Source organism: Streptomyces sp. Q2 (assembly GCF_056820935.1).
In genome coordinates this window covers 81567-105002 of record NZ_JBXEJE010000008.1, presented here as the reverse complement: position 1 = coordinate 105002, position 23436 = coordinate 81567, and the positions used below count along the sequence as shown (strand labels likewise).

The following is a 23436-nucleotide window of genomic DNA, read 5'->3' as shown; positions in this document are numbered from 1 at the left end:
CACCGGGTGCACCGGGCGCACCGGGTCCTCTCGGGCTACTGGGCCGACCCGGTCCTTGGGGACCACCGGGTGCACCGGACCCACCTCCGGGCTCACCGGGTCCTTCGGGGCCGTCGGGATTACCAGGCGGGTCGGATCCACCGGATCCGCCACCGGGCTTACTCGGTCCACCGAGTCCTCTGGGGCCATTGGGCTTACGGGACTTGCCGGATCCCGCGGATCCTTCCCCGGTCTCGCGCGGCCCGGTGGGCCCACCGGCCCCACCAGACGTACCGGGCTCCCCGAGCGCCGCCCGGTATCGCGCGTCGCGCCACAGCTCCTCGTGGGATCCCACCGCCCGGACCCGGCCCCCGTCCAGCCACGCCACCGCGTCCGCGCGGGCCGCTGTGGCCGCTCGGTGGGCGATCAGTAGCCGGGTGCTGCCCGAAGCGCCGCTCACCAGTGCGTCGGTGATGTGTGCCTCCGTCACCGTGTCGAGGCTGGAGAGGGCGTCGTCGAGGATCAGCAGCCGGCCGCCGTGGGCGAATGCCCGTGCCAGGCCCAGGCGTTGGGACTCGCCGCCGGAGCGGGGGGCGTCGGCGCACGGGGTGTCGTAGCCGTGGGGCAGCCGGCGGACGAAGTCGTCCGCGCGGGCCGTCCGGGCGGCAGCCCTGATGCGGGCGGGGGAGGGGGACGGCAGGCCGAGGCCGATCGCGTCCTCGACCGTGCCGGTCAGCAGGGCGGGGCGTTCGAAGGCGTGGGCGACGGCGCGGCGCAGCTCGTCGTGGGTCAGTTCGCGCAACGGCACTCCGTCGAGGAGCACCTCCCCGGCGTCCGGGTCGGCGAGCCGCCCGGCGACCGCGGCGAGCAGCGACTTGCCCGCTCCGGACCGGCCGACCACCGCGAGCGTCGTCCCGCCGGGTACGACGAGGTCGATGCCGTCGAGCACGGCCCGCCCGCCGCGCCGGGCGGTCACCCCGCGCAGGTCCAGCCGGCCTGGGCCGGGAGGCAGCCGGCGCGGGCCGTAGGCGGGGACGGGCTCGGTGAGGACCTCGCCGAGGCGTCCGGCGGCCGCCCGGGCCCGGGCGAGGCCCGCGAGCTGTCCGACCAGCACGCCGACACCCGCCGCGAGGACCGCGTACCGCCAGGCGGCGAGCATGTCGCCCACCGACAACCGGTGCCGGGTGAGCAGGACCCCGGCCACGGCCACGACCGCGAGCTGGAGCAGCGGTGCGACGGCGACGGCCTGGCCGGCCGCACGGCCCTGCACCTGCCACATGCGGTGGCCGGCCCGGGCGAGTTCGGGCAGCGGCCGCAGGATCCGCGCGGTCTCCCGGTCCGCCGTACCGGCCGCCGCGATGGTGCGGTGGCCGCCGACGGCCTCCGCCAGCGCGGACGCGATCCGCCCCTGCACCTCCTGGTACCGCGTCACGCACTGCGAGGTGTCCCGGGACAGGGTCCGCAGGAGCAAGGCCAGCACCGGCGCTCCGGCGAGGAACACCACCGCGAGCCACGGGTCGATCAGAGCCAGCGCGACGACGGCGCCGACCGGCCCGGCGAGCGCGGCGACCAGCGCGGCGCGGGCGCCCGGTGCCGTACCGGCCTGGGCGGCGTTGCCGACGAGGCGCGCCACGAGGTCTCCCGGCCCGAAGCGGGCGGCGGCCCGTGGCCCCACGTCCAGCACGTGCCCGGTCAGGCGCCGGCGCAGCCAGGCCGTGGTGCGGGCGTCGACCGTGCCGCTCAGCACGGTCTGGCCCGCGTCGAGCAGGGCGAGCAGCAGGACCAGCCCGGCGCAGTACAGCACCCAGCGGGTCGCCGGGGTGCCGGCCGCCAGCAGGTCCAGGGCCCGGCCCAGCGCGGCCGGCAGCAGCAGACCGGCGCCGGTCGCGGCCGTGCTCACCAGGCACAGGGCCACGCAGTGGGTGATGCTGTGCCGGGCGGCCGGCGCCGTCAGGCCCTTTTCGGCACAGGTGGTCATGCGGCCTCACATCCGGGGCTGGCGCACAGGGCCCCGGGCGGCCCTCCCGCGAGGGAGCGCATCGCCCGGGGCCGCGGTGGCACGGTGCTCGTCAGAGACAGAGCGTGATGCTGGCCGCGCTGACGCACGACAGCAGGCTCAGCGTGCTGTTGCCGCCGCCGCCGGTGTGCTCGTCGGACTCCATCGTCTGCAGGTCGAGAAGTGCCATCTCGTGTCCTTCCTCTAGGTCGTCCACCGTGGGGACGGGGTTGGGTCACGACTCCGTCAGGTTGCGGAGCCGCGTTCTGTGGGCCGCCCGAGCGGCGGCAGGAACGGCAGGTGTGCGGTCGGCCGGGCGTCGAGGGCCGCGCCGAGCGCGAGCAGGCACCCTGCCGTTCCGGTGCCAAGGTCCATCGACAGCCGCATCATCTGATGGCCGGGGAAGGCCAGTTGGCCCTGGTAGGACATCGCGAACCAGCCGAGCCCGGCGATCTGCTCGCCGAGCCGTTCGTCGCCGGCACCGGGCGTGCTGGTGCGGGCGAGGTGCAGGATCATCCCGGCGCGGCCCTGGAAGAGGCCGGGCTGCGCGTAGAAGCGGGAGGTGGCGGCGGTCAGCACGCCGGCGCGGGCCCGCTCCCACTCGCCGGTGTCGCCGGCGGCGGCGTGGGCGAGGTAGTCGTCGAGGACCATCCCGAGTCCCGCGCTGCCCTCGCCGAGGTACGGCAGGGTCCGCCAGCCCTCGTCGACCTCCAGCGAGCCGCCCTCACGGGTCACACAGCACTCCAGGTCCCGGCGCAGTGCCGCGCCGGCCGCCGCCAGCAGCTCCGGATCGCCGGTGTGCTCGTACTGCCGCAGCAGGAACAGCGCGGGCCCGGTCCAGCCCCGCAGGAGCCCGGCCCTGCGCCGAGGCGTCGCGGGAGGCGGCTCGGCAAGTCGCCGCAGGAGAATCCGAGCGGCCTCGGCGGCCCGCTCGGCGAGCTCCTTCTCGCCGGTCGTGTCGGCCAGGTCGCGCAGGGCCAGGCCGAGTCCGGCCAGCCCGCCGTGCAGGTCGGAGGAGAGGTTCTGCCAGCGCTCCTTCAGGATCCGGTCGACCAGATCGAGGGCGCGCCGCCGGTGGCCGAGCCGGTCCAGGACGTGGGCGACGCCCGCGAGACCGTCGTAGAGGCCGAGCGAGGTGCCGACCGGCGGTGGCGCGGTGTGGTCGAGGAGCCAGCGCTCGCCCTCGTCGTACCGCTCGCCGCCGACCGCGTCCAGCGCGTAGAGCACGCCGGCCGCACCGTGCGCGAGGCCGAGGCCGCCGCCGTCGGAGAACTGCGTGATGTCGCCGGGGAAGAGCCGGTCGTCGCGCTCGGGGGTGGCCGAGGCGAGGAGCGCCTTGACCATGGAGTCGCGGCTGTAGGGCCAGTCGCCGGGGTCCACGAAGGAGACCGGTGGTGACGAGGGACGCGCGGCCACGTCCCGGGTGATCTCCGCGACCGCCTCCTCCAGGAACTCCTTCGGTACGTCCGGGAACTGGCGGGCGACGACCTCGGCCAGGTGGGCCGCCTTGCCGCGGTCCACGACGAACAGCGTGGTGACGGGCAGGAAGAGGGCCAGGCGCAGGCAGGCCAGCGCATAGCGGTCCACGTCGATGCCCGTACGGTCCGGCGGGGCGAAGAAACCCGGGTGCGCGACCACCTGCCGGCCCTGTTCGGAGACGGGGGCGGCGGCCTCGAAGTCGAGCAGGGACACCGACTCCTCGTCCGGGCCGACCATGATGTTGAAGACGTGCAGGTCGTTGAAGACGATCCCGCGCGCGTGGACCGCCTCCACCGCCCGCTCCACCGCACCGTGGATGCGCACCGCCCACGCCGAGTAGGCGGCCACCGCCTCCGGATCCGGGTCCGGCGTCAGCAGCGGGTGCCGCTCGGCGAAGAACGAGTTGAGCGGCCGCCCCTCCAGGAAGTCCATGACCAGGAAACGGTGGTCGCCGAGCGTGAACCAGTCCCGCACCTCCGGCACCACACCGGTCCCCGACACCTGCTCCAGGGCGTACTTCTCCCGCTCCAGGCGGGCGATCGCGTCGGCTCCGTCGGAGGCCAGCCCCGCGTGCGGCCGCCCCTCCTTGAGGACGACCTTGCTGCCGTCCCGGGTGTCGGTGCCCGCGTACACCCCGCCGCCGTTGGAGAAGTGCAGCGCCTTCTCGATCCGGTACGGCAGTTCGCCCACCGTGGTGGTGTTCCGCGCCGCCAGATGCGGCTCCAGGAAGGCCGGGAGCGTGACCCAGTCCGGCACCTGGAAGGACGGTGCCCGCCGGTCCGGCACCAGCCGGCCCTCGCCGTCGCGCACCGCCGGCACGAGCGAACCGCGGTCGTCGACGACGAAGGTGCGCGCGAAGGCGCCGTAGCGGACGTACAGCGGACCGTCGTACCAGCGCAGGTCGGTGAGGATGTACGGCCCCTCGAAGCCCTCCAAAAGCCGGCCCAGGTCGCGCAGCACCTCGTGCAGCTGCTCCTCGTCGGCCGGGTAGACGGTGACGAACTTGCCGCTGGTGTCGCGGCCCGCGTACTTGGTGTTGCGCAGGTGCAGCAGATGCGGGCCCGGCACGAACTTGAACGGGATGCGGCGGGGCACGCAGTAGTCCCACACGATCGCGGCGATCTTCTCCGCGTTCGCCCGGACGGCCGAGGCGTGGATCTTCCAACCCTGCGCCGGACCCGCCACCGGGGAACCGTCCGGGCCGAGCGGTGTCAGCGTCAGCCAGTCGCCGATCCGTGCCGCGTCCCAGCCCTCGGGCACCGCGCGCCGCGCCGTCTCGTACAGCGGCGCCGACTCCTGGCCCTCCGCGGACAACCGGTCCGGCGTCTCGTAGAAGTGTCTGTCGGCGAGTGCGTACACCTCGTAGCGCTTGTCCATGCGTCCCCCTCCGTGGAGCCGGAACTGAGCCTTCCAGCAGGTCCGTGGCCACGGACAGTCACGCCTGTCACGAGATCGCCGTGCGGAACGCATGCGTAAAGACCTGTTCGGGGACTTTCGAGCGCGGACCGCCCGGTGGCTCCACGGAACGGTCACAGGGGCTGCGCAGGTGCCTCATAAGCGTTGTAATGGCGGACGTGGTCAGTCAGGGCGCGGCGGGACGCGGAACGAGAACGCTGCGTGCCGAAGCTGCCCTGGCCTCTCTCACGGACGAACCGGGCTCACCGCAACGGCTGCATCACCTCCTCGAACTGACGCTCGTTTTCGCGGGCGCGACCTTCGCCGCCGTGTACATCCCCGGCGAGGACGGCGATCTGCTGTGCCTGATCGAGTCCGCCGGTGTGCCAAGGACGCTGTACGGGCTGCGCGACACCTACGCCCGCTCCGGGGGCTCCCCGGTGGCCACCGCAGTCCGCGACGGCAGGCCGGTGGTGCTCGGCCCCGCGGAACTCGCCGCCTGCCCCGAGTCCCGGCGCGCGCTCTCCCGGGAGTTCCATCTGGCGGCCCTGCCCGCGCACGGTGACGACGGCGGAACCTGCCTGCTCGCCGTCAGCGAGGACGCGGCCGGTTTCGACACCGACGGCCGCATGTGCCTCGACCTGATCGCCGGCGCCGTCGTCCGCCCGGCCCCGGCCGAGCGGACCGAGGGCGGTGAACTGGCCGCCGGCGCCTTCAGCCTCGCCATGGACACCGGCCGCGTCGAGGTCGGCGACGAGATCCTGGAACTGTTCGGGATCGGCCCCGACGCGTTCGACGGCAAGGTCGAGACGCTGCTCGGCCTCACCGTGCCGGAGGACCTCCCCTCGCTGATGTCCGTGGTGGAGGCCGACCACATGTCCATCGGCGACCGGGAGCTGGAGTTCCGCGTCCTGCAGCCCACCGGACCGCCCAAGTGGCTCAGGCTGCGCGGCCGCCTCCTGCCCGGCGGCGACGGCCGCCCGGTCCGGCTCGTGGGCACCGTCGGCGACGCCTCCAAACTGCGCTCCGCCGTCACCGACGTGGGCCGCGTCCAGCGCCTGGCCGCCGCCCTCGCCATGGCGGGCACGGTCCGCGACGTCAGTCACGCCGTCGTCGCCGCGCTGCGCGGCCCGCTGCGGGCCGACCGGATCGCCCTGGCCGAACTGGAGGGCGACCGGCTCGTCGTCACCGTCCTCGACCCGCCCGAACCCGAGGCCTGGCCCGAGCTGTGGCGCCTGGAATGGCGTTCCGAATGGCCCGACGCGCCCGTGCGCGCCATGCCCACCCTCGCCGCCGCCCTGCGCGAGGGCCGCGCGCAGATCTGGCCCGCCGGCACCGCCCTGGAGCCCGCCCTCGCCGAGGTCGGCCCTGGCGGCCTCGCCGTACTGCCGCTGCCCGGAGCGGGCCGGATGGCGGGCGCCTGTCTCATCGGCTGGGACAGCCCACACGACTTCGGCACCGACGAACGCGCCCTGCTCACCGCCTCCGCGGGCCTCGCCGGGCAGGCCCTGATGCGCGCCCACGCCTTCGACGCCGAGCACGAACTCGTCGGCATGCTCCAGCGCCAGCTGCTGCCGCGCCGCCTGCCCAAACTGCCCGGCGCGGTGGCCGTCGCCCGCTACCTGCCGAGCACGGCGGGCCTCGAACTCGGCGGCGACTGGTACGACGTGATCCCCCTGCCCGACAACCACGTCGCCCTCGTCATCGGCGACGTCCAGGGCCACAGCGCGGCCGCCGCCACCCTCATGGGCCAGATGCGCACCGCCCTGCGCGCCTACGCCGTCGAGGGCCACCCCCCGGACGTGGTCGTCTCGCACGCCAACCGCCTCCTGATGGACCTGGAGACCGACCTCTTCGCCACCTGCGCCTACGTCGACGTCGACCTGGAGGAGGGCTCCGCCTGGTACGTGCGCGCCGGACACCTCCCGCCGGTGCTGCGTCACCCGGACGGCAGCACCGAGATCCCCGAGGCGGACGGCGGCCCACCGCTCGGGGTGGTGCGGCAGGCCGACTTCCCGATGAGCCCGATCAGGCTGCAGCCCGGCACGATCCTGGCCCTGACCACGGACGGTCTGGTCGAGACCCACGACGCCGACATCGACGAGGGCATGGACCGCTTCGCCCACGGGCTGGCCGTCTCCGACCCCGCCCACCTCGGCCTCGTCGCCGACGCCCTGCTCGGCAACGCCCGCCGCAGTGACGACGTCGCCCTGCTCCTGCTGCGCTACGACGGCATGGCCTCCCGCCCGCGGCGCGAGACCTGGACGGTGTGGCGTGTCCCCCAGGCCGTCGGGCAGGCCCGCCGCTACACCCGCCGCACCCTGCGCGCCTGGGGCATCCCGGCGGACGCCATGGACGCCGTCCTGCTCGTCGTCTCCGAACTCGTCACCAACGCCCTGGTCCACACCGACGGCCGGGTCCGCCTCGACCTCACCCTCGTCAACCACCGGCTGCGCGTCTCCGTCTCCGACTCCTCCCCGCGCAGCCCCGTCAAGCCCACCAGCATCGGCTGGGAGGCCACCGGCGGCCGCGGCATCCTCCTCGTCGAGGCCATGTCGGCCACCTGGGGGACCGTGCCGGTCAGCGGCGGCAAGCAGGTCTGGAGCGAGATCTCCCTGGAGGGGTACGACGTCCCACCCACCGGGGTACCCGGGGCGCACAACCCCGAGCAGAGAGGCATGCGATGACCCAGCACGTCAGCGACATCATGACCAGCGCGCCGGTCACCGTGGAACCGCAGACGTCCGTGACGGCGGTGGCCCGGATCATGCGCGACCAGGACCTCGGAGCCGTCATCGTCACGGACGGGGACGAGCTGCGCGGCCTGGTCACCGACCGCGACCTCGTGGTGCGCTCGCTCGCCGAGGGCGGCGACCCCGAGCAGACCACCGTCGTCGACGCCTGCAGCGGTGACCTGGTCACCCTGACCCCCGAGGACGACGTGGACCGCGCCGTCGAGCTCATGCGCGAGCACGCCGTGCGCCGGCTCCCGGTGGTCGAGGGCGGCCGCCCCGTCGGCATCGTCGCCCTCGCCGACCTGGCGATGGAACGCGACCCCGGATCGGCCCTGGGCGACATCAGCGCGGCCCGGCCCAACACCTGAGGATGACAGTCCGTACGAAAGTGCGAAACCGGCGCCCGGGAAGGGGGTGCCGGTTTCGCCGCGCCGTGTCAGGGGACTCGGAGGCACAGCTTGGAAGACGGAGCGCCGGGCCCGGGAGCGGGCCGAGAGCAGGACCGGACGTAGAAGGAAGATGAAGCGCTGTGACCGCGCAGACCAGTGAGAAACCCGTTGCCCGCAGGCCCGAGACGGGCTGGTCGAGGGCCCGCCGCCTGCGCGCCGGACGCGCCCTGCGGACCTGCCTGCCCGCCGTGGCGGACGAGACCACGCAGCGCACCGTGCAGCCGTACGGCGAGGGGAACATCTTCAGGGGCGAGGACTGACCGCCGTGCGCAGGCCGTAACGCGGGGCCATGCGCTCGCCACGGTCCGTTCCGCCGGGCTATGGTGACGCAGATGAAGGCTCTCGTGTTGTCCGGCGACGCCGGTACACGGTTGAGGCCGAACACGCACACGTCGGCCAAACAGCTGGTGCCCGTTGCCAACAAAGCTGTGTTGTCTCCCGGCCTGGAATCGATCGCCGAGGTCGGCGTCACCGACGTCGCAGTGACCGTCGGCGGCACCGCCGCCGAGATCCGGGAAGTGATCGGCGACGGCCCGGAGTTCGCCCTCGACGAGCGCGGGCACGTGACCGTCTCCTACGAGTTCTCCATAGTGCCGCGGGACCCCTCGATGCGCTCGGTGGCCAGGGTCGAGTCCTCACTCGTCGGCCGCCACGTCGAGGTGACCCCGGCACCCGGCGCGCCCAGCGCCCGCCGCCTCGTCCTCGGAGACCACAGCAAGGTGCAGATCCACGCATGAACCTCCTCGTCACCGGCGTCGCCGGGTTCATCGGTTCGACCCATGCCCGCATGCTGTTTGCAGACGAAGCGTCCGGCGCGCCCCGGACCACCGTGCTCGGCGGGCTCACCCACGCCGGCACCCTCTACCACCTCGAACTCGACCATCCCGGGTCGGAGTTCGGGCAGTCGCACCTCGATCACTCGCGTCGAGGACCACTGCCGGGCCGTCGGCCTCGTGCGCGCCAAGGGCCGCGCGGGCGAGGTACACATCCTCGGCGGCGGCACCGAACCGAGCGGCAGAGTGCCGACCGGCTTGCGGCCGGGGGCCTGCCGCGCCGACTGACACCACGTCGGCCACGTCACCGACCGCAGGGGCCACGACCCGCGCCGCCCGGTCGACTGGCCCAAGGCCCGCACCCCACTCGGCTACCGCCCCCGCCGCGACCTCGCCTCCGGCCTCGCGCAGACCCTCGCCCGGCACCGCGACCACCAGGCCTGGTGGGAGCCCTTGAAGCGACACGCGCAGGGCCTCTCATGAGGCAGCCGGTCACCGAGGCGGCCGGTGCCCCCGGCCGCAACCCCACCCGTACGACCACCGCCTTCGCATCCCCCCGCGCCGCGAGCGGATCCCCGCCCGCCCCCAGCTCCGGCGAGGCCACCTGGTACGACCCGGCCCGTGAGGCGTTCCGCCTCCTCGGCGCCGGCCCCGACCGGGTGCGCCCCGTCGGCGGCGAGGCCATTCCCCGGCCCGCACCCCGCCCCACCCTGAATCAAGTCCACGGATCCGCAAGGAGTCCCCTGCGTGAAACGCCATGAGTTCCTGCGGGAGCTGCACAAGGTCAGCGCCAACCGCAACTACCTCGAGATCGGGGTCAACGACGGACGCAGTCTTGCCCTCTCCCGCGTCCCCAGCATCGCGATCGACCCCGCGTTCAAGGTGGTCACCGAGATCCGGTGCGACGTCCACCTGGTGAAGGCCACCAGCGACGACTTCTTCGCCCGGGACAACCCGCTCGGTCACCTCAAGGGCGGCCGTCACCCGATGCGCAACCTGCGCCGGGGCCGCAGCCCGATCGGCTACTGGCGGCGCACCACCCTCGACCTGTCGTTCATCGACGGCATGCACCTGTTCGAGTTCGCACTGCGCGACTTCATGAACGTGGAGAAGCACTCCGACTGGTCGAGCGTGATCGTTCTCGACGACATGCTGCCCCGCAACATCGACGAGGCCGCCCGCGACCGGCACACCGGTGCCTGGACCGGCGACGTCTACAAGGTCGCCGAGATCCTCGGCCGTTACCGCCCCGACCTGGTCACCGTCTTCGTCGACACCCAGCCCACCGGTCAGCTCGTCGTGTTCGGCGCCGACCCGGACAACAGGGTCCTGGACGACAAGTACGACGAGATCATGGCCGAGTTCGACGTGCCGGACCCGCAGAAGGTGCCCGAGGCGATCCTGGAACGGGTTCGGGCGGTACCGCCGAAGGCTCTGGTGGAAGCCCCCTTCTGGGGTCCGCTGGCCAAGGCCCGCAACCTCGGCGTCGGCCGTTCCCGCGGCTGGGAGCCGCTGCGCACGGCCCTGGAGAAGGCCACCGGCACTCGCTGATCCCCGGGCCGCGCAGAACCTCGTAGAGAAAACGGAGCGGGTCCGGGACCACTGTGGTGGTCCCGGACCCGCTCCGCCTGCACGAGCGACGGTGCCGGGCGAGGTGCCCCGCTCCCGCGGGAAACCCCGGGGTCAGAACCCGGGCGCCCTCAGTCCGGCGAGCGCACGTCTCACGCCCGCCAGGCCCTGACCCGGGCGGCGGCCTTCCTCCGGATCCGNGGGCCCCCCCCCCCCGCTCCGCCTGCACGAGCGACGGTGCCGGGCGAGGTGCCCCGCTCCCGCGGGAAACCCCGGGGTCAGAACCCGGGCGCCCTCAGTCCGGCGAGCGCACGTCTCACGCCCGCCAGGCCCTGACCCGGGCGGCGGCCTTCCTCCGGATCCGTCCGAGCACGGGCCGCGCGCTGCGCGCCAGCCGCTCCAGGGCACCAGGCCCGGGCGGGCCCACCACCTGTACTCCGCCCGCCCCGACACGCAGCGCCAGGGGCAGCGCGAGGAAACGCGGCCGGCCGACAACCGGGGCCGGGCACAGCGTGATCCGCCAGGTCCTGCCCTTGAGGTCGGCGACCGGCAGTGCGGCCTCCAGCAGCGCGCCGCAGCCGTCCGGAGACGGTGACAGCGTGCCGGGGATGTCGCGGGAGGCCGGGCCGGTGAGCCGCAGCAGCACATCGGCGTGGCCGGGGACGTACAGCGGCACGGGCGCGCGCAGCCGGCCGTCGATGACGGTGACGTCCCCGGCGGCCACACTGCCGAGGCCCAGCCGCTTGTCCGCGCTGTCGACGGCCAGGGCGAGATGGGCGTGCGGATCGGTCCAGTACGGCAGCACGACCCGGCCGGCCACCACACCGCCGGACGCTGCCGTCCGGTCCCGGCGGGGGGCCGGACGGACCGGACCCAGGCGGCAGTCCTTGGTCCAGCCGCCCAGTTTGACCCGGACGAAGAAGTCCCACAGCCCGGGGTGCAGGGGAGCGCCGTCGGCCGCGGCGGCGGGGTCGACGACGGCCGTGACGCGCAGCACCAGCCGGACCTGCCCGCCCTCCTCCACCGGGATGATCTCCCGGGTGACCTCGCCCGGCTGGAAGTACTGTGCGGAGGTGGCGCGTTCGCGCAGCAGCAGGTCCGCCGTGGCCGTCCCGAACCGGGTGACGCTGTCGGCGGCCACCCGGGCGACCGCCTCGGCGACGTCCCGCGGCGGACCGGACGGCGCGGTACCGTCCGGGTCGGCCGGGAACGTCATCGGTTCGCCGCCGACCGTGTACTCGACGGCGAAGTCGACGCGCAGCGTCCCGTCCTCCCACCGCACGCCCGCGGGCTCCGCCTTGAGGGCGACGGAGGCCTCCCACTGGGCGAACGCCACCACGTCGTCGTAACGGTCGGCGGCGATCAGCGCGGCGACGATCTGCTGCGTCGGCTGGAGTCCCGCCGCGACACCGGGTCCGAAGCGCTCGACGACGACCCCGTGGATCTCGTCGAACAACTCCTTGCGGTAGTCCGCGGGCAGCTTGAGCAGCCGCCGGCCGCGCATGCGCTCGACCATCTCGTTGCGCAGCCAGCGCCGCAGCAGCCGATCACGCAGCGGTCCCGGCTCGGTGTACTGCTCGACGACGTCGAGGGCCTCGCGGAGGTTCTTGAAGTATCCGCCCGGATCGAAGCGCTGGAAGCCGGCGTTGGACGCGTCGTCCCGCCTGACGTGGTAGTAGCAGACGTAGTCGCTGAGCACGGAGACGTTCTCCGCGCGCAAATACGCCTCGGTGACGAAGACGTGGTCCTCGAGCCGCCGCCGGCCCTCGGGGAAGCGCAGCCCGATGTCGTGGAGGAACTTGCGGCGGAACATCTTGTGCGGGGTGAGGCTGTCGATCAGGGGAGCGTTCGCGACGCTCGCGCGCGGGTGGTTGCGGCGGAACAGCTCCACCGGAACCGGCCGGCCCTTGCCGGCCATCTTGCCGACGACGACGTCGGCGCCGTTGGCCACCCCGTAGTCGTACATCCGCTCGAGGGCCTCGTCGCCGAGGTAGTCGTCGTTGTCGACGAACATGACGTATTCGCCCTCAGCTGCGGCGATACCCACGTTGCGGGGCTTGCCCGACCAACCTGAGTTCTCCTGGTGGACGACCGCGACCCGGGGGTTCGCCGCGGCGACCTCGTCGAGTCGGGCGGGCGTGCCGTCGGTGGAACCGTCGTCGACGAAGATCACTTCGTATTCGTCGGGAGGCAGTGACTGCCTCAGCAACGAAGCGATGCAGTCCTCGATGTAGGTCCCCGGGTTGTAGACGGGAACGATGACGCTGACCTTCACCGGCATCGGGCTCCGGGCCCCCTCAGTTCGCTTGCCGTGGGTGATGTCGCTGGTACGCGTTGGCAGATGCTAACGCCACCGAGCCCCTTGTCCGTCTCAGGCCCACCGGGGGAGGACACGTGGCGTGTCCCGTCGACGGGGGCGCGGCGGGCCTGCGGAGGCCGTCGCCCTCGCGCGGGTAACCTGGCGCGGTGCGCCTCCTGTTGATGTCCGACACCCATCTGCCGCGACGCGCCAAGGAGCTCCCCGCGCCGCTGCTGGCCGAACTGCCGCGCGCCGACGTCGTGTTCCACGCCGGGGACTGGGTCGACACCGCCACGCTCGACCTGCTGGAGGCCCGCAGTGCCAGGCTCGTCGCCGTGTACGGCAACAACGACGGGCCGGACCTGCGCGCCCGGCTCCCGGAGGTGGCGTACGCCGAACTCGGTGGCCTGCGTTTCGCCGTCGTCCACGAGACGGGCGCGGCGCAGGGCCGGGAGGCACGCTGCGCCGCGCGCTTCCCCGACACCGACGTGCTGGTCTTCGGGCACAGCCACATCCCCTGGGACACCACCGCGCCCACCGGCCTGCGCCTGCTCAACCCCGGCTCGCCGACCGATCGCCGCAGGCAGCCGCACTGCACCTACATGACCGCGACGGTGGCCGACGGCCGCCTCGCCGACGTACGGCTGCACCGGCTTCCCCAACGGTAGGAACGGGGCGCCCGTCCGTGGTGCGACGCCCGCCTTCCGGAGTGGCCGCCCGCGCATATTCGTTGGACGTCCGGGCTGTCGCCCCGTTCAACTGGGCGACGTGCTGATCGAAACCCACCTCGTACGCCGTCTGATCGCCTCCCAGTTCCCGCGGTGGGCGCACCTGCCCGTCACCCCGGTGGAGCGGTCCGGCATGGACAACGCCACCTTCCGGCTCGGCACCGGCCTGTCCGTACGGCTGCCGCGCTACGCCCACTGGGTGGGCCAGGTGGAGCGCGAACACCGTTGGCTGCCGCACCTCGCCCCGCGACTGCCGCTGCCCGTCTCCGAGCCCGTCGCGAAGGGCGAACCCGGCGAGGGCTATCCGTACCCGTGGTCGGTGTACCGCTGGCTGGAGGGGGACACGGCGACGACAGAGGCACTGGCCGACCCCGTCCGGACGGCTCGTGACCTCGCGGGGTTCCTCAAGGCCCTCCGGTCGGTCGACGCCACGGGCGGGCCGGGTCCCGAGCAGAGCAACGCGTTCCGCGGGGTGCCGATGGGCGACCCACGAGATTCCGTGGCCGAGGATTCACTCGTACGAGTCAAGATCGAAGCCCTGAAGAAGGCGGGCCTGGTCGACACGGATGCGGTGACGGAGGTGTGGGAGGCGGCCCTGGCCGCCCCGGCGTGGGACCGGCCGCCGGTGTGGATCCACGGCGACCTCGACGCGGGGAACCTGCTGACCGTGGACGGCAGGCTCAGCGCCGTCATCGACTTCGGGACGCTGGCCGTGGCCGACCCGGCGGTGGACCTGCAGCCCGCCTGGAAGTTCCTGCCCGCCCGGGCACGGGACGCCTTCCGGGAGGCGGTCGACCTCGACGACGCGACCTGGGCGCGCGGGCGCGGCTGGGCGGTGGCCGGGTCGCTGCCGGTGCCGGACGACCCGTTCTTCCGGGCGGACCCCGCACGGGTGACGGCGGCGCTGCGTCACCTTGACGCGGTCGTCGAGGACCACCGCCGCCACGGTTCCTGACGAGGTTCCTGACGGCAGGAGCGCCCGCCAGGAGGCGCCGGCGCACGACCGGGACTAGGACCGCGTCGGATGGATCGCTCCCGCCGTCGCCGTCAGTGGGGCCCCGCTGCCGCCCCAGCGCAGCGCGACGATCTCCGCGGCGACGGACACGGCGACCTCCTCGGGAGTGCGGGCCCCGAGGTCGAGGCCCACGGGGGAGCGCAGCCGGGACAGCTCGCCCGCCGTCAGGCCGGCCTCCGTCAGTCGCCGCAGCCGGTCGTCGTGGGTGCGGCGGCTGCCCATCGCCCCGATGTACGCGGCCGGCCGGCGCAGTGCCTCCTCCAGCAGCGGCACGTCGAACTTCGGGTCGTGGGTGAGGACGCAGATCACCGTGCGGTCGTCGGTGTCGGTGCCCCGGAGGTAGCGGTGCGGCCAGTCCACGACCACCTCGGCGCTCTCCGGGAAGCGGTGGGGGGTGGCGAAGACCGGGCGGGCGTCGCACACCGTGACCCGGTAGCCGAGGAAGTCGCCGATGCGGGCGACCGCGGCGGCGTAGTCGATCGCGCCGAAGACCAGCATGCGCGGCGGGGGCGCGAAGGAGTGCAGGAAGACGGTGACCGCGTCCTCGCGGCGTTCGCCGTGGGGGCCGTAGTGCCGCAGGCCGGTGGTGCCGAGAGCGAGTTCGCCGCGCGCGTCGGCCGCGACCGCCACGTCCAGGCCCGGTGTACCGAGCGTGCCGGTGACCCGGTCCGGCCACACCGCGAGGGTGGCTCCGCGTGGCGCCGGCCCGTCGGTGACCGTGGCCACGGTGACCGGGCGGCCGGCGGCGACCGACTCGGCGACCGCCCCGAAGGAGGGATCCGACTCCGGGGTGACGGGCCGGAGCAGCAGGGTGATCTCGCCGCCGCAGGTGAGCCCGACAGCGAAGGCGTCCGCGTCGCTGTACCCGAAGGTCTCCAGACGGGCCTGCCCGCTCGCCACCACCTCCTGCGCGAGCTCGAAGACCGCCCCCTCGACGCAGCCGCCGGACACGCTTCCCACGACCTCGTCGGCCGGACCCACGGCCATGGCGGCACCGGGATCGCGCGGCGCGCTGCGGCTGACCGCCACCACCGTGGCCAGGCCGAACGGCGCCCCGGCCGCGTACCAGCCGCTCAGCACCGGGAGAATGTCACGCACGATCCGCTCCTTCCGCGCAAGCCACGTCGGCTCCTTCCACCCTGTCACCCGGGTGAGCCGGGCGCCGGTCGTGAACCTCCTGGTCGCCACCGGCCGAGCGTTAATTGCGTTGCCCGGGCGGCCCTGGATCTGTTGCACTTCAGATGACCTTGTCACCGCATCACCGCACGACTCAGGAGCACCCATGCGCGCACCGTTCATGTCCGCCCCGGAAGGAATGACCCCCTCTTCGAAGGACATGACGCTTCGTGCACTTGCTCAACCTCGGCATCCTCGCGCACGTCGACGCCGGTAAGACCAGCCTGACCGAGCGGTTGCTGCACTCGGTCGGTGTGATCGACGAGATCGGCCGCGTCGACGACGGCAACACGCAGACCGACACCCTCGCGCTGGAGCGCCGGCGCGGTATCACCATCAAGTCCGCCGTCGTCTCCTTCGCGGTCGACGACGTGATCGTCAACCTCATCGACACCCCCGGCCATCCCGACTTCATCGCCGAGGTGGAACGGGTGCTCGGCGTCCTCGACGGCGCCGTGCTCGTCGTCTCGGCGGTCGAGGGCGTCCAGGCGCAGACCCGCGTCCTGATGCGGACCCTGCAGCGCCTGCGCATCCCCACACTCGTCTTCGTCAACAAGATCGACCGGCGGGGCGCCGGGTACGAGGGCGTGCTGCGGGCGATCTCCGAACGGCTCACGCCGTCCGCGGTGCCGATGGGCACCGCCGCCGGACTCGGCACCCCCGGCGCCCACTTCATCCCCGGCCTGGGCCCGGCCGCGCTCGACGTCCTCGCCGACCACGACGACGACCTGCTCTCCGCCTACGTCGAGGGCACCGTCGGCGACGCCCGGCTGCGCGCCGCCCTCGCCGACGGGACCCGGCATGCCCTGGTCCACCCGGTGTACTTCGGCTCCGCCGTCACGGGCGCGGGCGTCGGCGAACTGATCGCCGGGATCAAGGAGTTGCTGCCCGCGGCGGGCGGCGACCCCGACGGCCCGCTCTCCGGCACCGTCTTCAAGGTCGAACGAGGCCCGGCGGGGGAGAAGGTGGCGTACGCGCGGATCTTCTCCGGAACCCTGCGCACCCGTGACCGGATCCCCTTCGGCGACGCCCGCGAGGACGGCAGGATCACCGCGATCAGCGTCTTCGACGAGGGCACCGACGTCCGCCGGGACACGGTCCCCGTGGGCCGCATCGCCAAGCTCTGGGGCCTTGCCGACATCAGGATCGGGGACTTCCTCGGCGAACCCCGCAAGGCACACGGCCACTTCTTCGCCCCGCCGACCCTCGAGACGGTCGTCGTCCCCGGCCCGGGCACCGACGGCGGAGCCCTCCACCTCGCGCTCACCCGACTCGCCGAACAGGACCCGCTGATCGGCCTGCGGCACGACGAGGTACGGCGGGAGACCTCCGTGTCCCTGTACGGCGAGGTGCAGAAGGAGGTCATCCAGGCCACGCTCGCCGACGAGTTCGGACTCGACGTCACCTTCCGGGAGACCACGCCCCTGTGCGTCGAGCGGCCGGCCGGCACCGGGGCGGCGGTCGAGTTCATCAAGAAGGACGCCAACCCCTTCCTCGCGACCGTCGGTCTGCGCGTCGACCCGGCGCCGCCGGGCACGGGGGTGGGCTTCCGTCTCGAGGTGGAGCTCGGCTCCATGCCGTACGCCTTCTTCAAGGCCGTCGAGGACACCGTGCGCGACACCCTCCAACAGGGCCTGCACGGCTGGCAGGTCACCGACTGCACGGTCACGATGACCCACCGCGGCTACTGGCCCCGCCAGAGCCACTCCCACCAGGGTTTCGACAAGAGCATGTCCAGCACCGGGGCCGACTTCCGCGGGCTGACCCCGCTGGTCCTCGTGGAGGCACTCAGGCGGGCGGGCACGCGGGTGCACGAGCCGATGCACCGCTTCCGCGTCGAGGCGCCGGCGGACACCCTGGGTGCGCTGCTCCCGGTGCTGGCCGCCCTGCGGGCCGTCCCGCAGACCACCGAGACGCGGAGCGAGACCTGTGTTCTGGAAGGTGTCGTTCCGGCGGACCGGGTACACGAACTGGAGCAGCGGCTTCCGGGGCTCACCCGGGGTGAGGGAGAACTGGAGAGCGCCTTCGACCACTACGCGCCCGTCACCCACGGCACGTTGCCGCGCAGGCCGCGCACGGACAACAACCCGCTGAACCGCAAGGAGTACCTGCTGAACGTGACGCGTCGGGTGGGCGGGTGAGGGCCCGGTCGTCGGCGCCGTCGCCAAAGTAGAAACTTACTCATCAGTCAGATGGTGTTGACGTTGTCAGGAAATCACCGGACTGTAATGGACATGCCGAATATACGCGCGCGTCTGCTCGTTGTTCTGGTGGTCCTCTCCGGATTCCTGACGGCGACGGGTGTCAGACCCGCCACCGCCGAAGCCCTGCCCGACTCCCTCTGGTTCGACGACACCCCCCTCACCGTGCAGGACGGCCGCTTCACCGACGGCCTCGGCCGCGAGATCGTCCTGCGCGGCTACAACGTCTCCGGAGAGACCAAACTGGCCGAGAACAACGGCCTGCCCTTCGCCTCCGTCGCCGACGCGAGGAAGTCCGCGACCGCGCTGCGCGCCCTCGGCGGCGGCAACTCGGTCCGCTTCCTGCTCTCCTGGGCCTACGCCGAACCCGTGCGCGGCCAGGTCAGCACGGCCTACCTGGCCGCCGCCACCGACCAGATGCGCGCCTTCCTGGACGCCGGGATCCGCGTCTACCCCGACTTCCACCAGGACCTGTACTCCCGCCACCTCTTCGACCCCGACAGCTGGTACACGGGCGACGGCGCCCCCAAGTGGGCCGTGGACGCCGGGAACTACCCGGACGAGAACTGCGGGATCTGCCTGTTCTGGGGCCAGAACATCACCCAGAACGAGGCCGTGAAGCAGGCGTCGTACGACTTCTGGCACAACGCGTACGGGCTCCAGGACGCGTTCCTCACCACCGCCCAGAAGACGATGACGTACGTCAAACAGCACGTCAGCGCCGCCCAGTTCGCGGGCCTCGTCGGCTTCGACCCGTACAACGAGCCGCACGCCGGCGTGTACGACTCCGGGCAGACCAGCCGCGCCTGGGAGCGCGACGTGCTGTGGCCGTTCTACGAGAAGTTCCGCGCCCGCATGGACACGGCCGGCTGGCAGGACAAGCCCGCCTTCGTCGAGCCGAACCTGTTCTGGAACGCCAACATCAGCTTCCAGAAGCAGGAGGGCGGACTCCTCGACTCCGGCACGCTCGGCCCGGACTACGTGTTCAACACCCACTTCTACGACCAGAAGGCCATCTCCGGGATCTTCATGCCGGGCAAGGCCGGGGACGGACAGTACTCGACCGACTTCGGCGCCGTCCGTGACCGGGCCGCGGCCACGGACACCGCCGGAATCATCAGCGAGTTCGGCCACCCCTTGGCCGGCAGCGTCTCCGACAAGGCCCCGACGGTCCTCAAGGCGATGTACCAGGCGCTCGACTCCCGCCTCCCCGGGTCCAGTTGGTGGTCGAACCCATCGGCGTCCGGGCTGGTCCTCTCCGGCTCGCAGTGGCAGTGGGACATCTACAACGGACGTCATCGCGAGCTGATGAACGGCAACCCCGACAAGGTGCTCACCACCGGCGACGCCTGGAACGACGAGGACCTGTCGGCCGTCCGCCTGAACGACTCCGGGACGGCCGAACTGCGCCAGGACGCCCGGCTCCTCGACCGCCTCTACCCGAGCGCCACCGCCGGTACGACCGTCGCCTTCACCTACGAGGACCGCTCCCGCGACGGCTCCACCACGCTGACCTGGAACCCGGTACCGAGCTCACTCCCGAACGTCTCCCGACTGGTCGGCTCCGGACAGTACGGGCTGCTGCTGTGGCGCTCCGACGGCACCTCGGCGCCCACCGAACTGCACCTGCCGGCGTCCTTCCCCACCTCCACCACCACGGTCGTCTCCGACCTGGGCACCTCCTACGCCCCGCCGGCCTACACCCGGACGACTCCGGTCGCGGCGGCCGCGGAACCGGGCGGCACGGGCAGCCGCCGCCTCCTGCTCACCGCACCCGACAACGGTGTCCTGCACTACGCGCTGGTGACCAACGGGACGACGGCACCCTCGTCGGCCCTGCTGAGCGCGGCCCGCTCGGAGCTGTCGGCGTGGGCGGCACAGCGCGTCGGCTGACCGCGCCTGATTCCTCGGCCCGGTCGTGAAGCGACAAGCCGATGCCCGCCCCGTCCTCGGTCGCCGCACAGCACATGGCGACCGAGGACGGGGCGGGCAGGTTGGTCAAAGCCCTTGAGCGGCTGACGGGTTGAGCTCAGGAGGTGGCACCCGTCCAGCCCGCGGTCACGTGGCCGAGGCGGACGCGCTGCGGGTGGTCGCCCACCGGGACGGACACCGTCTTGCGCCCGGTGGCGAAGTCGATGGCCGTGACCTGGTCGGCGCCGCTCTCGGAGACGACACAGCTCTTCCCGTCACCGCTGACGGTCGCCCAGTAGGGCTTGGCGACGGGCACGAGCGGGCCCTCCTGGAGGGTGGCGCGGTCCACGACGGTCGCGTAGTCGTCCATCGTGCCCGCCACGCACAGCTTGGAGCCGTCCGGCTTCATCGAAAGGCCGTGGTGGCGCGAGTCGTTGACGAACGTGGTGCGGTCGTCGCTGGTCGCGGGGTTCTTCGGCAGGGTCTTGGTCCGGGTGATCTTGTCGGTGGCGATGTCGTACTCGAAGAAGCCGTTGAAGAACGACACCTGGAAGTACAGCTTGGACTCGTCGGGCGAGAAGACGGCCGGCCGAACCGCGTCGGAGTAGTCCTTCAGGCCGATCGCGTCCAGCCGCTGCCGCATGTCGATGACCTTGACCTGCTTGTACGTGGTCGCGTCGACGACGGTGATGAGCCGGTTGCCCTTCGTCCAGTCCAGCCACGGCGCGTCGGTCGCCGTGTTCACGTCGCCGATGGCCATGTTCCAGATGTACTTGCCGTCGTTGCTGAAGATGTTCTCGTGCGGCTTGTCACCCGTGGCGAACGACCCGAGCTGCTTGCCGGTGACGATGTCCAGCACGTGCACGGTGTTCCCGGTCGAGGCCGACACCGCGACCCGCTTGCCGTCGGGGGAGACCGCCATGTGGTCCGAACGGTAACCCGACACGGGGAAACGCCAGTTGATGTCCCCGGTGGCCAGATCGATGGAGACGACGTCGGCGAAGCTCGGCCGCGAGACCACCACCGACGTGCCGTCCGGCGTGGAGTACATGTCGTCGACGAACTGGTCGTGGCCCTCGCCGACGCTGTTGCGGATGGTCATGTAGGCGATCCACCGGATCGGATCGGCGTTGATCTCCGCCATCCGCTGGTCCTTGTCGGGAATCACGTTGATCCGGCCGACCTTCGCGAAGTCCCCGGACGATTTGATGACGTCGGCGGTGCCCTCCCAGTTGTTGCCCACGAACATCACCTCGCGCAGGGCCGCGGCCGAGGAGTCCGAGGAGTCCGAAGCGGCGCCGGCGACGGTCGCGGGGGCGGTGACGGTCAGGACGAGGGCGGCGGCCATGGAGCAAAGGTGCCTGGGTCTGAAAGCAGGCATGAGCGCTCTCTCCTCTGGGGTGGGCGGGTGCCGGGGCGCGGCGAATGAATCTGAACACGGGTGCATTCAGAGTTGACTTACTCGAAAGTAAGGAAGGGGTGGCCTTCTCGACAAGACCGCGTACACGACAAACTTGGTGTCCCAGGACGGGGCGAGGCAGCGGGGAGGCACGGTGGCGGGCAGACTCAGGGCGCCGAGCGGCCGTTACGGCGGCAAGTCGGCCGAGGAACGGCAGGCCGAGCGCCGCCGCCGCTTCCTGGACGCCGCACTCCAGCTCTTCGGCGGCATCCCCGGCTACCGGGCCACGACCGTCGCCGCGCTCAGCGAGGCCGCCGGGCTCTCCACCCGCCAGTTCTACGAGGAGTTCCGCACCCTCGAGGACGTTCTCGCCGCCCTTCACCTCCAGGTCAACGACTGGGCCGAGGAGGCCGTCCTCGCGGCGGTCTCCGACGCGCAGCACCTGCCCATCGCCGAACGCGCCGCCGCGATCTTCCGCGCGTACGCCGCGAACGTCACCGCCGATCCGCGCCGCGTCCGCATCACCTTCGTCGAGATCATCGGCGTCAGCCCGCGCCTGGAGGAACAGCGCCTGGCCCGCCGCGCCCGCTGGGTCGACCTCGTCTGCGCCGAGGCGGAGGCGTTCGCCGCGCGCGGGGAGGCGGCGCCCCGTGACTACCGGCTCGCCGCGACCGCGTTCATCGGCAGTGTCAACGGCCTGCTGCATGACTGGAACGCGGGCTGGGTGGAGGCCACGCTCGACGAGGTGGTCGACGAGCTGGTCCGACAGCTGCTGGGGATTCTGCGACCGCCGGGATGGACGCCGGGCGGTCCGCTTGTCCGGCCTGCCGGCCCCGAGGCGGGCCATGCGGGCCCGGCTGGATACTTGTCCTAGTCCGCCTAGTCCGCCTAGTCCGCCTAGTCCGCCCAGTCGGCCCGATCCGCCTAGTCGGCCAGCCGGTTCACCGCGTCGAGCACCGGCGTGACCCCGTCCTCGCTCCGGATGCGGCCGCCCAGGTCCTGCGCCCGTTCCCCGTACCGGGGATCGCGGGTGGCCTGTACGAGTGCCGAGGTCAGCGTGTCGGCGGTCAGGCGGCGTAGGGGTACGGTGCGTGGGGCCACGCCCAGGCCGACCAGCCGTGCCGCCCAGAACGCCTCGTCGAACTGGATGGGCACCGGAACGGCCGGAACTCCCGCCCGCAGCCCCGCCGCGGTGGTGCCCGCGCCGGCGTGGTGGACGACGGCCGCCATCCGCGGGAAGAGCAGGGAGTGCGGGACTTCGTCGATGGTGAGCATGTCGTCGCCGGAGGCATCCAGCCCGGCCCAGCCCCGCTGGATTACCCCGCGCAGCCCGGCCGCCCGCAGGGCGCGCACGATCTCGGCGCCGATCCGCCACGGATCGGGCACGGTCGCGCTGCCCAGCCCGACGAAGACCGGCGGCGGTCCGGCGCCGACGAACTCCTCCAGCCGGGCCGGGAGCCGGTCCGTTCCGTCGTACGGCCACCAGTAGCCCGCCACGTCAAGTCCCGCCCGCCAGTCGCGCGGCCGGGCGACCACCAGCGGGCTGAAGCCGTGCAGCACCGGCCGGCCCTGCCGCTCCCGGGCCCGCAGCCCCGCGGTGATGCGGACCCGGGGCAGCCCCAGCCGGGCCCGCAGGGGCGGTACGGCCGCGGCGAAGACCTGCTCGACGGCCAGGCTCACGCCCAGCCCGGCGACGCGGTTGCCGACGGAGCCCAAGGAGCCGACGCCCAGCATCGGCGGCGCGAACTCCCGGGTGGGGGAGAGGGGTTGGAGATGGACGCCGATGCTCGGCAGGGTCAGTCCCTCGGCGATGGTGTGACCCAGCGGGCCGAGGGAGGCGGCCAGCAGCAGCGCGTCGCTCGTACGGGCCGCGGCCACCAGGTCGTCGGTCATCCGATCGGCCAGCGCCCGCGCCATCGCGACCACCCGGACCAGCTTGCCCACGCCGGACGCGCTGCGGTGCAGGCCCCGCCCGCGCGAGGACTCCAGCTCCGCCCGCGGGTCCACCGGCAGCGGATGGAACCGGAGACCCGCCCGCGCCGCGAGCGGCTCGAACCGGGCGTGGGTGACCAGGGTGACCTCGTGTCCGGCACGGGCCAGACCGTGCCCCAAGCCGGTGTAGGGGGCCACGTCGCCCCGGGATCCCGCAGTCATGATGGCTACGCGCACGACGGCCAGTATGGCGGCGCACCGTGCCGCCCCGGGTGAACGACCTGTGGGCGACGACGATTTCACGCCTGTCACATCCGTTGACTTGACTCCCCGCTGGCCCTACGTTCGGCGCGCACAGTGTTCGGAACACCGATCTTGGTTCGAGATATCGACCGTATTC

17 protein-coding genes and 1 pseudogene are annotated in these 23436 nt (G+C 72.7%); 11 read left to right on the top strand and 7 right to left on the bottom strand.

All coding sequences use genetic code 11. The features are described 5' to 3' along the window. Nucleotides 1–247: 247 nt before the first annotated feature. The 3 genes and pseudogenes from ACWBNA_RS10890 to lanKC all read right to left on the bottom strand — a co-directional run. A pseudogene (locus tag ACWBNA_RS10890) lies at nucleotides 248–1957 on the bottom strand (ABC transporter ATP-binding protein); the annotation flags it as partial. A gap of 91 nt (nucleotides 1958–2048) precedes the next feature. Beyond that, entirely contained in the window at nucleotides 2049–2165 is a 117-nt protein-coding gene (locus ACWBNA_RS10885; RefSeq protein ID WP_383862910.1) for a SapB/AmfS family lanthipeptide, read from the bottom strand. A 56-nt stretch (nucleotides 2166–2221) separates the two neighbouring features. Beyond that, a complete protein-coding gene (gene lanKC, locus ACWBNA_RS10880; protein WP_482704074.1) occupies nucleotides 2222–4831 on the bottom strand; it encodes a class III lanthionine synthetase LanKC in 2610 nt (869 codons plus the stop codon). Nucleotides 4832–5019: 188 nt separating this feature from the next. Between lanKC and ACWBNA_RS10875 the strand changes: the two genes are divergently transcribed. The 6 genes from ACWBNA_RS10875 (at nucleotide 5020) to ACWBNA_RS10850 (ending at nucleotide 10357) form a co-directional block, all read left to right on the top strand. Next, nucleotides 5020–7536 (top strand): SpoIIE family protein phosphatase, encoded by a 2517-nt coding sequence (locus ACWBNA_RS10875; RefSeq protein WP_482704073.1) that lies wholly within the window; start codon nucleotides 5020–5022, stop codon nucleotides 7534–7536. Beyond that, nucleotides 7533–7952, top strand: coding sequence for a CBS domain-containing protein (locus tag ACWBNA_RS10870; protein WP_482704072.1), 420 nt, complete (start codon nucleotides 7533–7535; stop codon nucleotides 7950–7952). Before ACWBNA_RS10875 ends, ACWBNA_RS10870 begins: the two co-directional genes overlap by 4 nt. Nucleotides 7953–8113: 161 nt before the next feature. Further along, nucleotides 8114–8293 carry a hypothetical protein gene (locus tag ACWBNA_RS10865; protein WP_482704071.1) on the top strand — a complete coding sequence of 60 codons (180 nt, stop codon included), beginning with the start codon at nucleotides 8114–8116 and terminating at the stop codon, nucleotides 8291–8293. 72 nt (nucleotides 8294–8365) lie between these two features. Further along, nucleotides 8366–8770: a sugar phosphate nucleotidyltransferase gene (locus ACWBNA_RS10860; RefSeq protein WP_482704070.1), complete on the top strand. Its 405-nt coding sequence runs from the start codon at nucleotides 8366–8368 to the stop codon at nucleotides 8768–8770. 515 nt (nucleotides 8771–9285) lie between these two features. Beyond that, the gene (locus ACWBNA_RS10855; protein WP_482704069.1) at nucleotides 9286–9567 is read left to right on the top strand and encodes a hypothetical protein; all 282 of its coding nucleotides are present in this window, start codon (nucleotides 9286–9288) and stop codon (nucleotides 9565–9567) included. Next, nucleotides 9554–10357: a class I SAM-dependent methyltransferase gene (locus ACWBNA_RS10850; RefSeq protein ID WP_482704068.1), complete on the top strand. Its 804-nt coding sequence runs from the start codon at nucleotides 9554–9556 to the stop codon at nucleotides 10355–10357. Before ACWBNA_RS10855 ends, ACWBNA_RS10850 begins: the two co-directional genes overlap by 14 nt. A gap of 334 nt (nucleotides 10358–10691) precedes the next feature. Here the strand turns inward: ACWBNA_RS10850 and ACWBNA_RS10845 are convergent, their stop codons facing one another. After that, on the bottom strand, nucleotides 10692–12656 hold the full coding sequence (locus tag ACWBNA_RS10845; RefSeq protein WP_482704067.1) for a glycosyltransferase family 2 protein: 1965 nt from the start codon (nucleotides 12654–12656) through the stop codon (nucleotides 10692–10694). Nucleotides 12657–12841: 185 nt separating this feature from the next. Here ACWBNA_RS10845 and ACWBNA_RS10840 point away from each other — a divergent pair, with 185 nt between their 5' ends. Continuing rightward, nucleotides 12842–13342, top strand: a complete 501-nt coding sequence (locus ACWBNA_RS10840) for a metallophosphoesterase family protein (protein ID WP_482704066.1) — start codon at nucleotides 12842–12844, stop codon at nucleotides 13340–13342. Nucleotides 13343–13442: 100 nt separating this feature from the next. Further along, nucleotides 13443–14357, top strand: coding sequence for an aminoglycoside phosphotransferase family protein (locus tag ACWBNA_RS10835; RefSeq protein ID WP_482704065.1), 915 nt, complete (start codon nucleotides 13443–13445; stop codon nucleotides 14355–14357). Between the two features lie 54 nt (nucleotides 14358–14411). Here the strand turns inward: ACWBNA_RS10835 and ACWBNA_RS10830 are convergent, their stop codons facing one another. Next, nucleotides 14412–15515, bottom strand: coding sequence for an XdhC family protein (locus tag ACWBNA_RS10830; RefSeq protein ID WP_482704064.1), 1104 nt, complete (start codon nucleotides 15513–15515; stop codon nucleotides 14412–14414). Between the two features lie 248 nt (nucleotides 15516–15763). Between ACWBNA_RS10830 and ACWBNA_RS10825 the strand changes: the two genes are divergently transcribed. Next, the gene (locus ACWBNA_RS10825) at nucleotides 15764–17734 is read left to right on the top strand and encodes a GTP-binding protein (protein WP_482704063.1); all 1971 of its coding nucleotides are present in this window, start codon (nucleotides 15764–15766) and stop codon (nucleotides 17732–17734) included. 87 nt (nucleotides 17735–17821) lie between these two features. Then, the gene (locus tag ACWBNA_RS10820) at nucleotides 17822–19687 is read left to right on the top strand and encodes an endoglycosylceramidase (RefSeq protein WP_482704062.1); all 1866 of its coding nucleotides are present in this window, start codon (nucleotides 17822–17824) and stop codon (nucleotides 19685–19687) included. Between the two features lie 136 nt (nucleotides 19688–19823). Here ACWBNA_RS10820 and ACWBNA_RS10815 read toward each other — a convergent pair whose 3' ends face one another. Next, nucleotides 19824–21086 carry a YncE family protein gene (locus ACWBNA_RS10815; RefSeq protein WP_482704061.1) on the bottom strand — a complete coding sequence of 421 codons (1263 nt, stop codon included), beginning with the start codon at nucleotides 21084–21086 and terminating at the stop codon, nucleotides 19824–19826. 172 nt (nucleotides 21087–21258) lie between these two features. Between ACWBNA_RS10815 and ACWBNA_RS10810 the strand changes: the two genes are divergently transcribed. After that, complete coding sequence (locus ACWBNA_RS10810; RefSeq protein ID WP_482704060.1) at nucleotides 21259–21978, top strand: TetR/AcrR family transcriptional regulator; 720 nt, start codon at nucleotides 21259–21261, stop codon at nucleotides 21976–21978. A 50-nt stretch (nucleotides 21979–22028) separates the two neighbouring features. On the opposite strand, the gene ACWBNA_RS10805 is transcribed toward ACWBNA_RS10810, so the two are convergent. Next, complete coding sequence (locus ACWBNA_RS10805; protein ID WP_482704184.1) at nucleotides 22029–23258, bottom strand: glycosyltransferase; 1230 nt, start codon at nucleotides 23256–23258, stop codon at nucleotides 22029–22031. Nucleotides 23259–23436 lie beyond the last annotated feature (178 nt).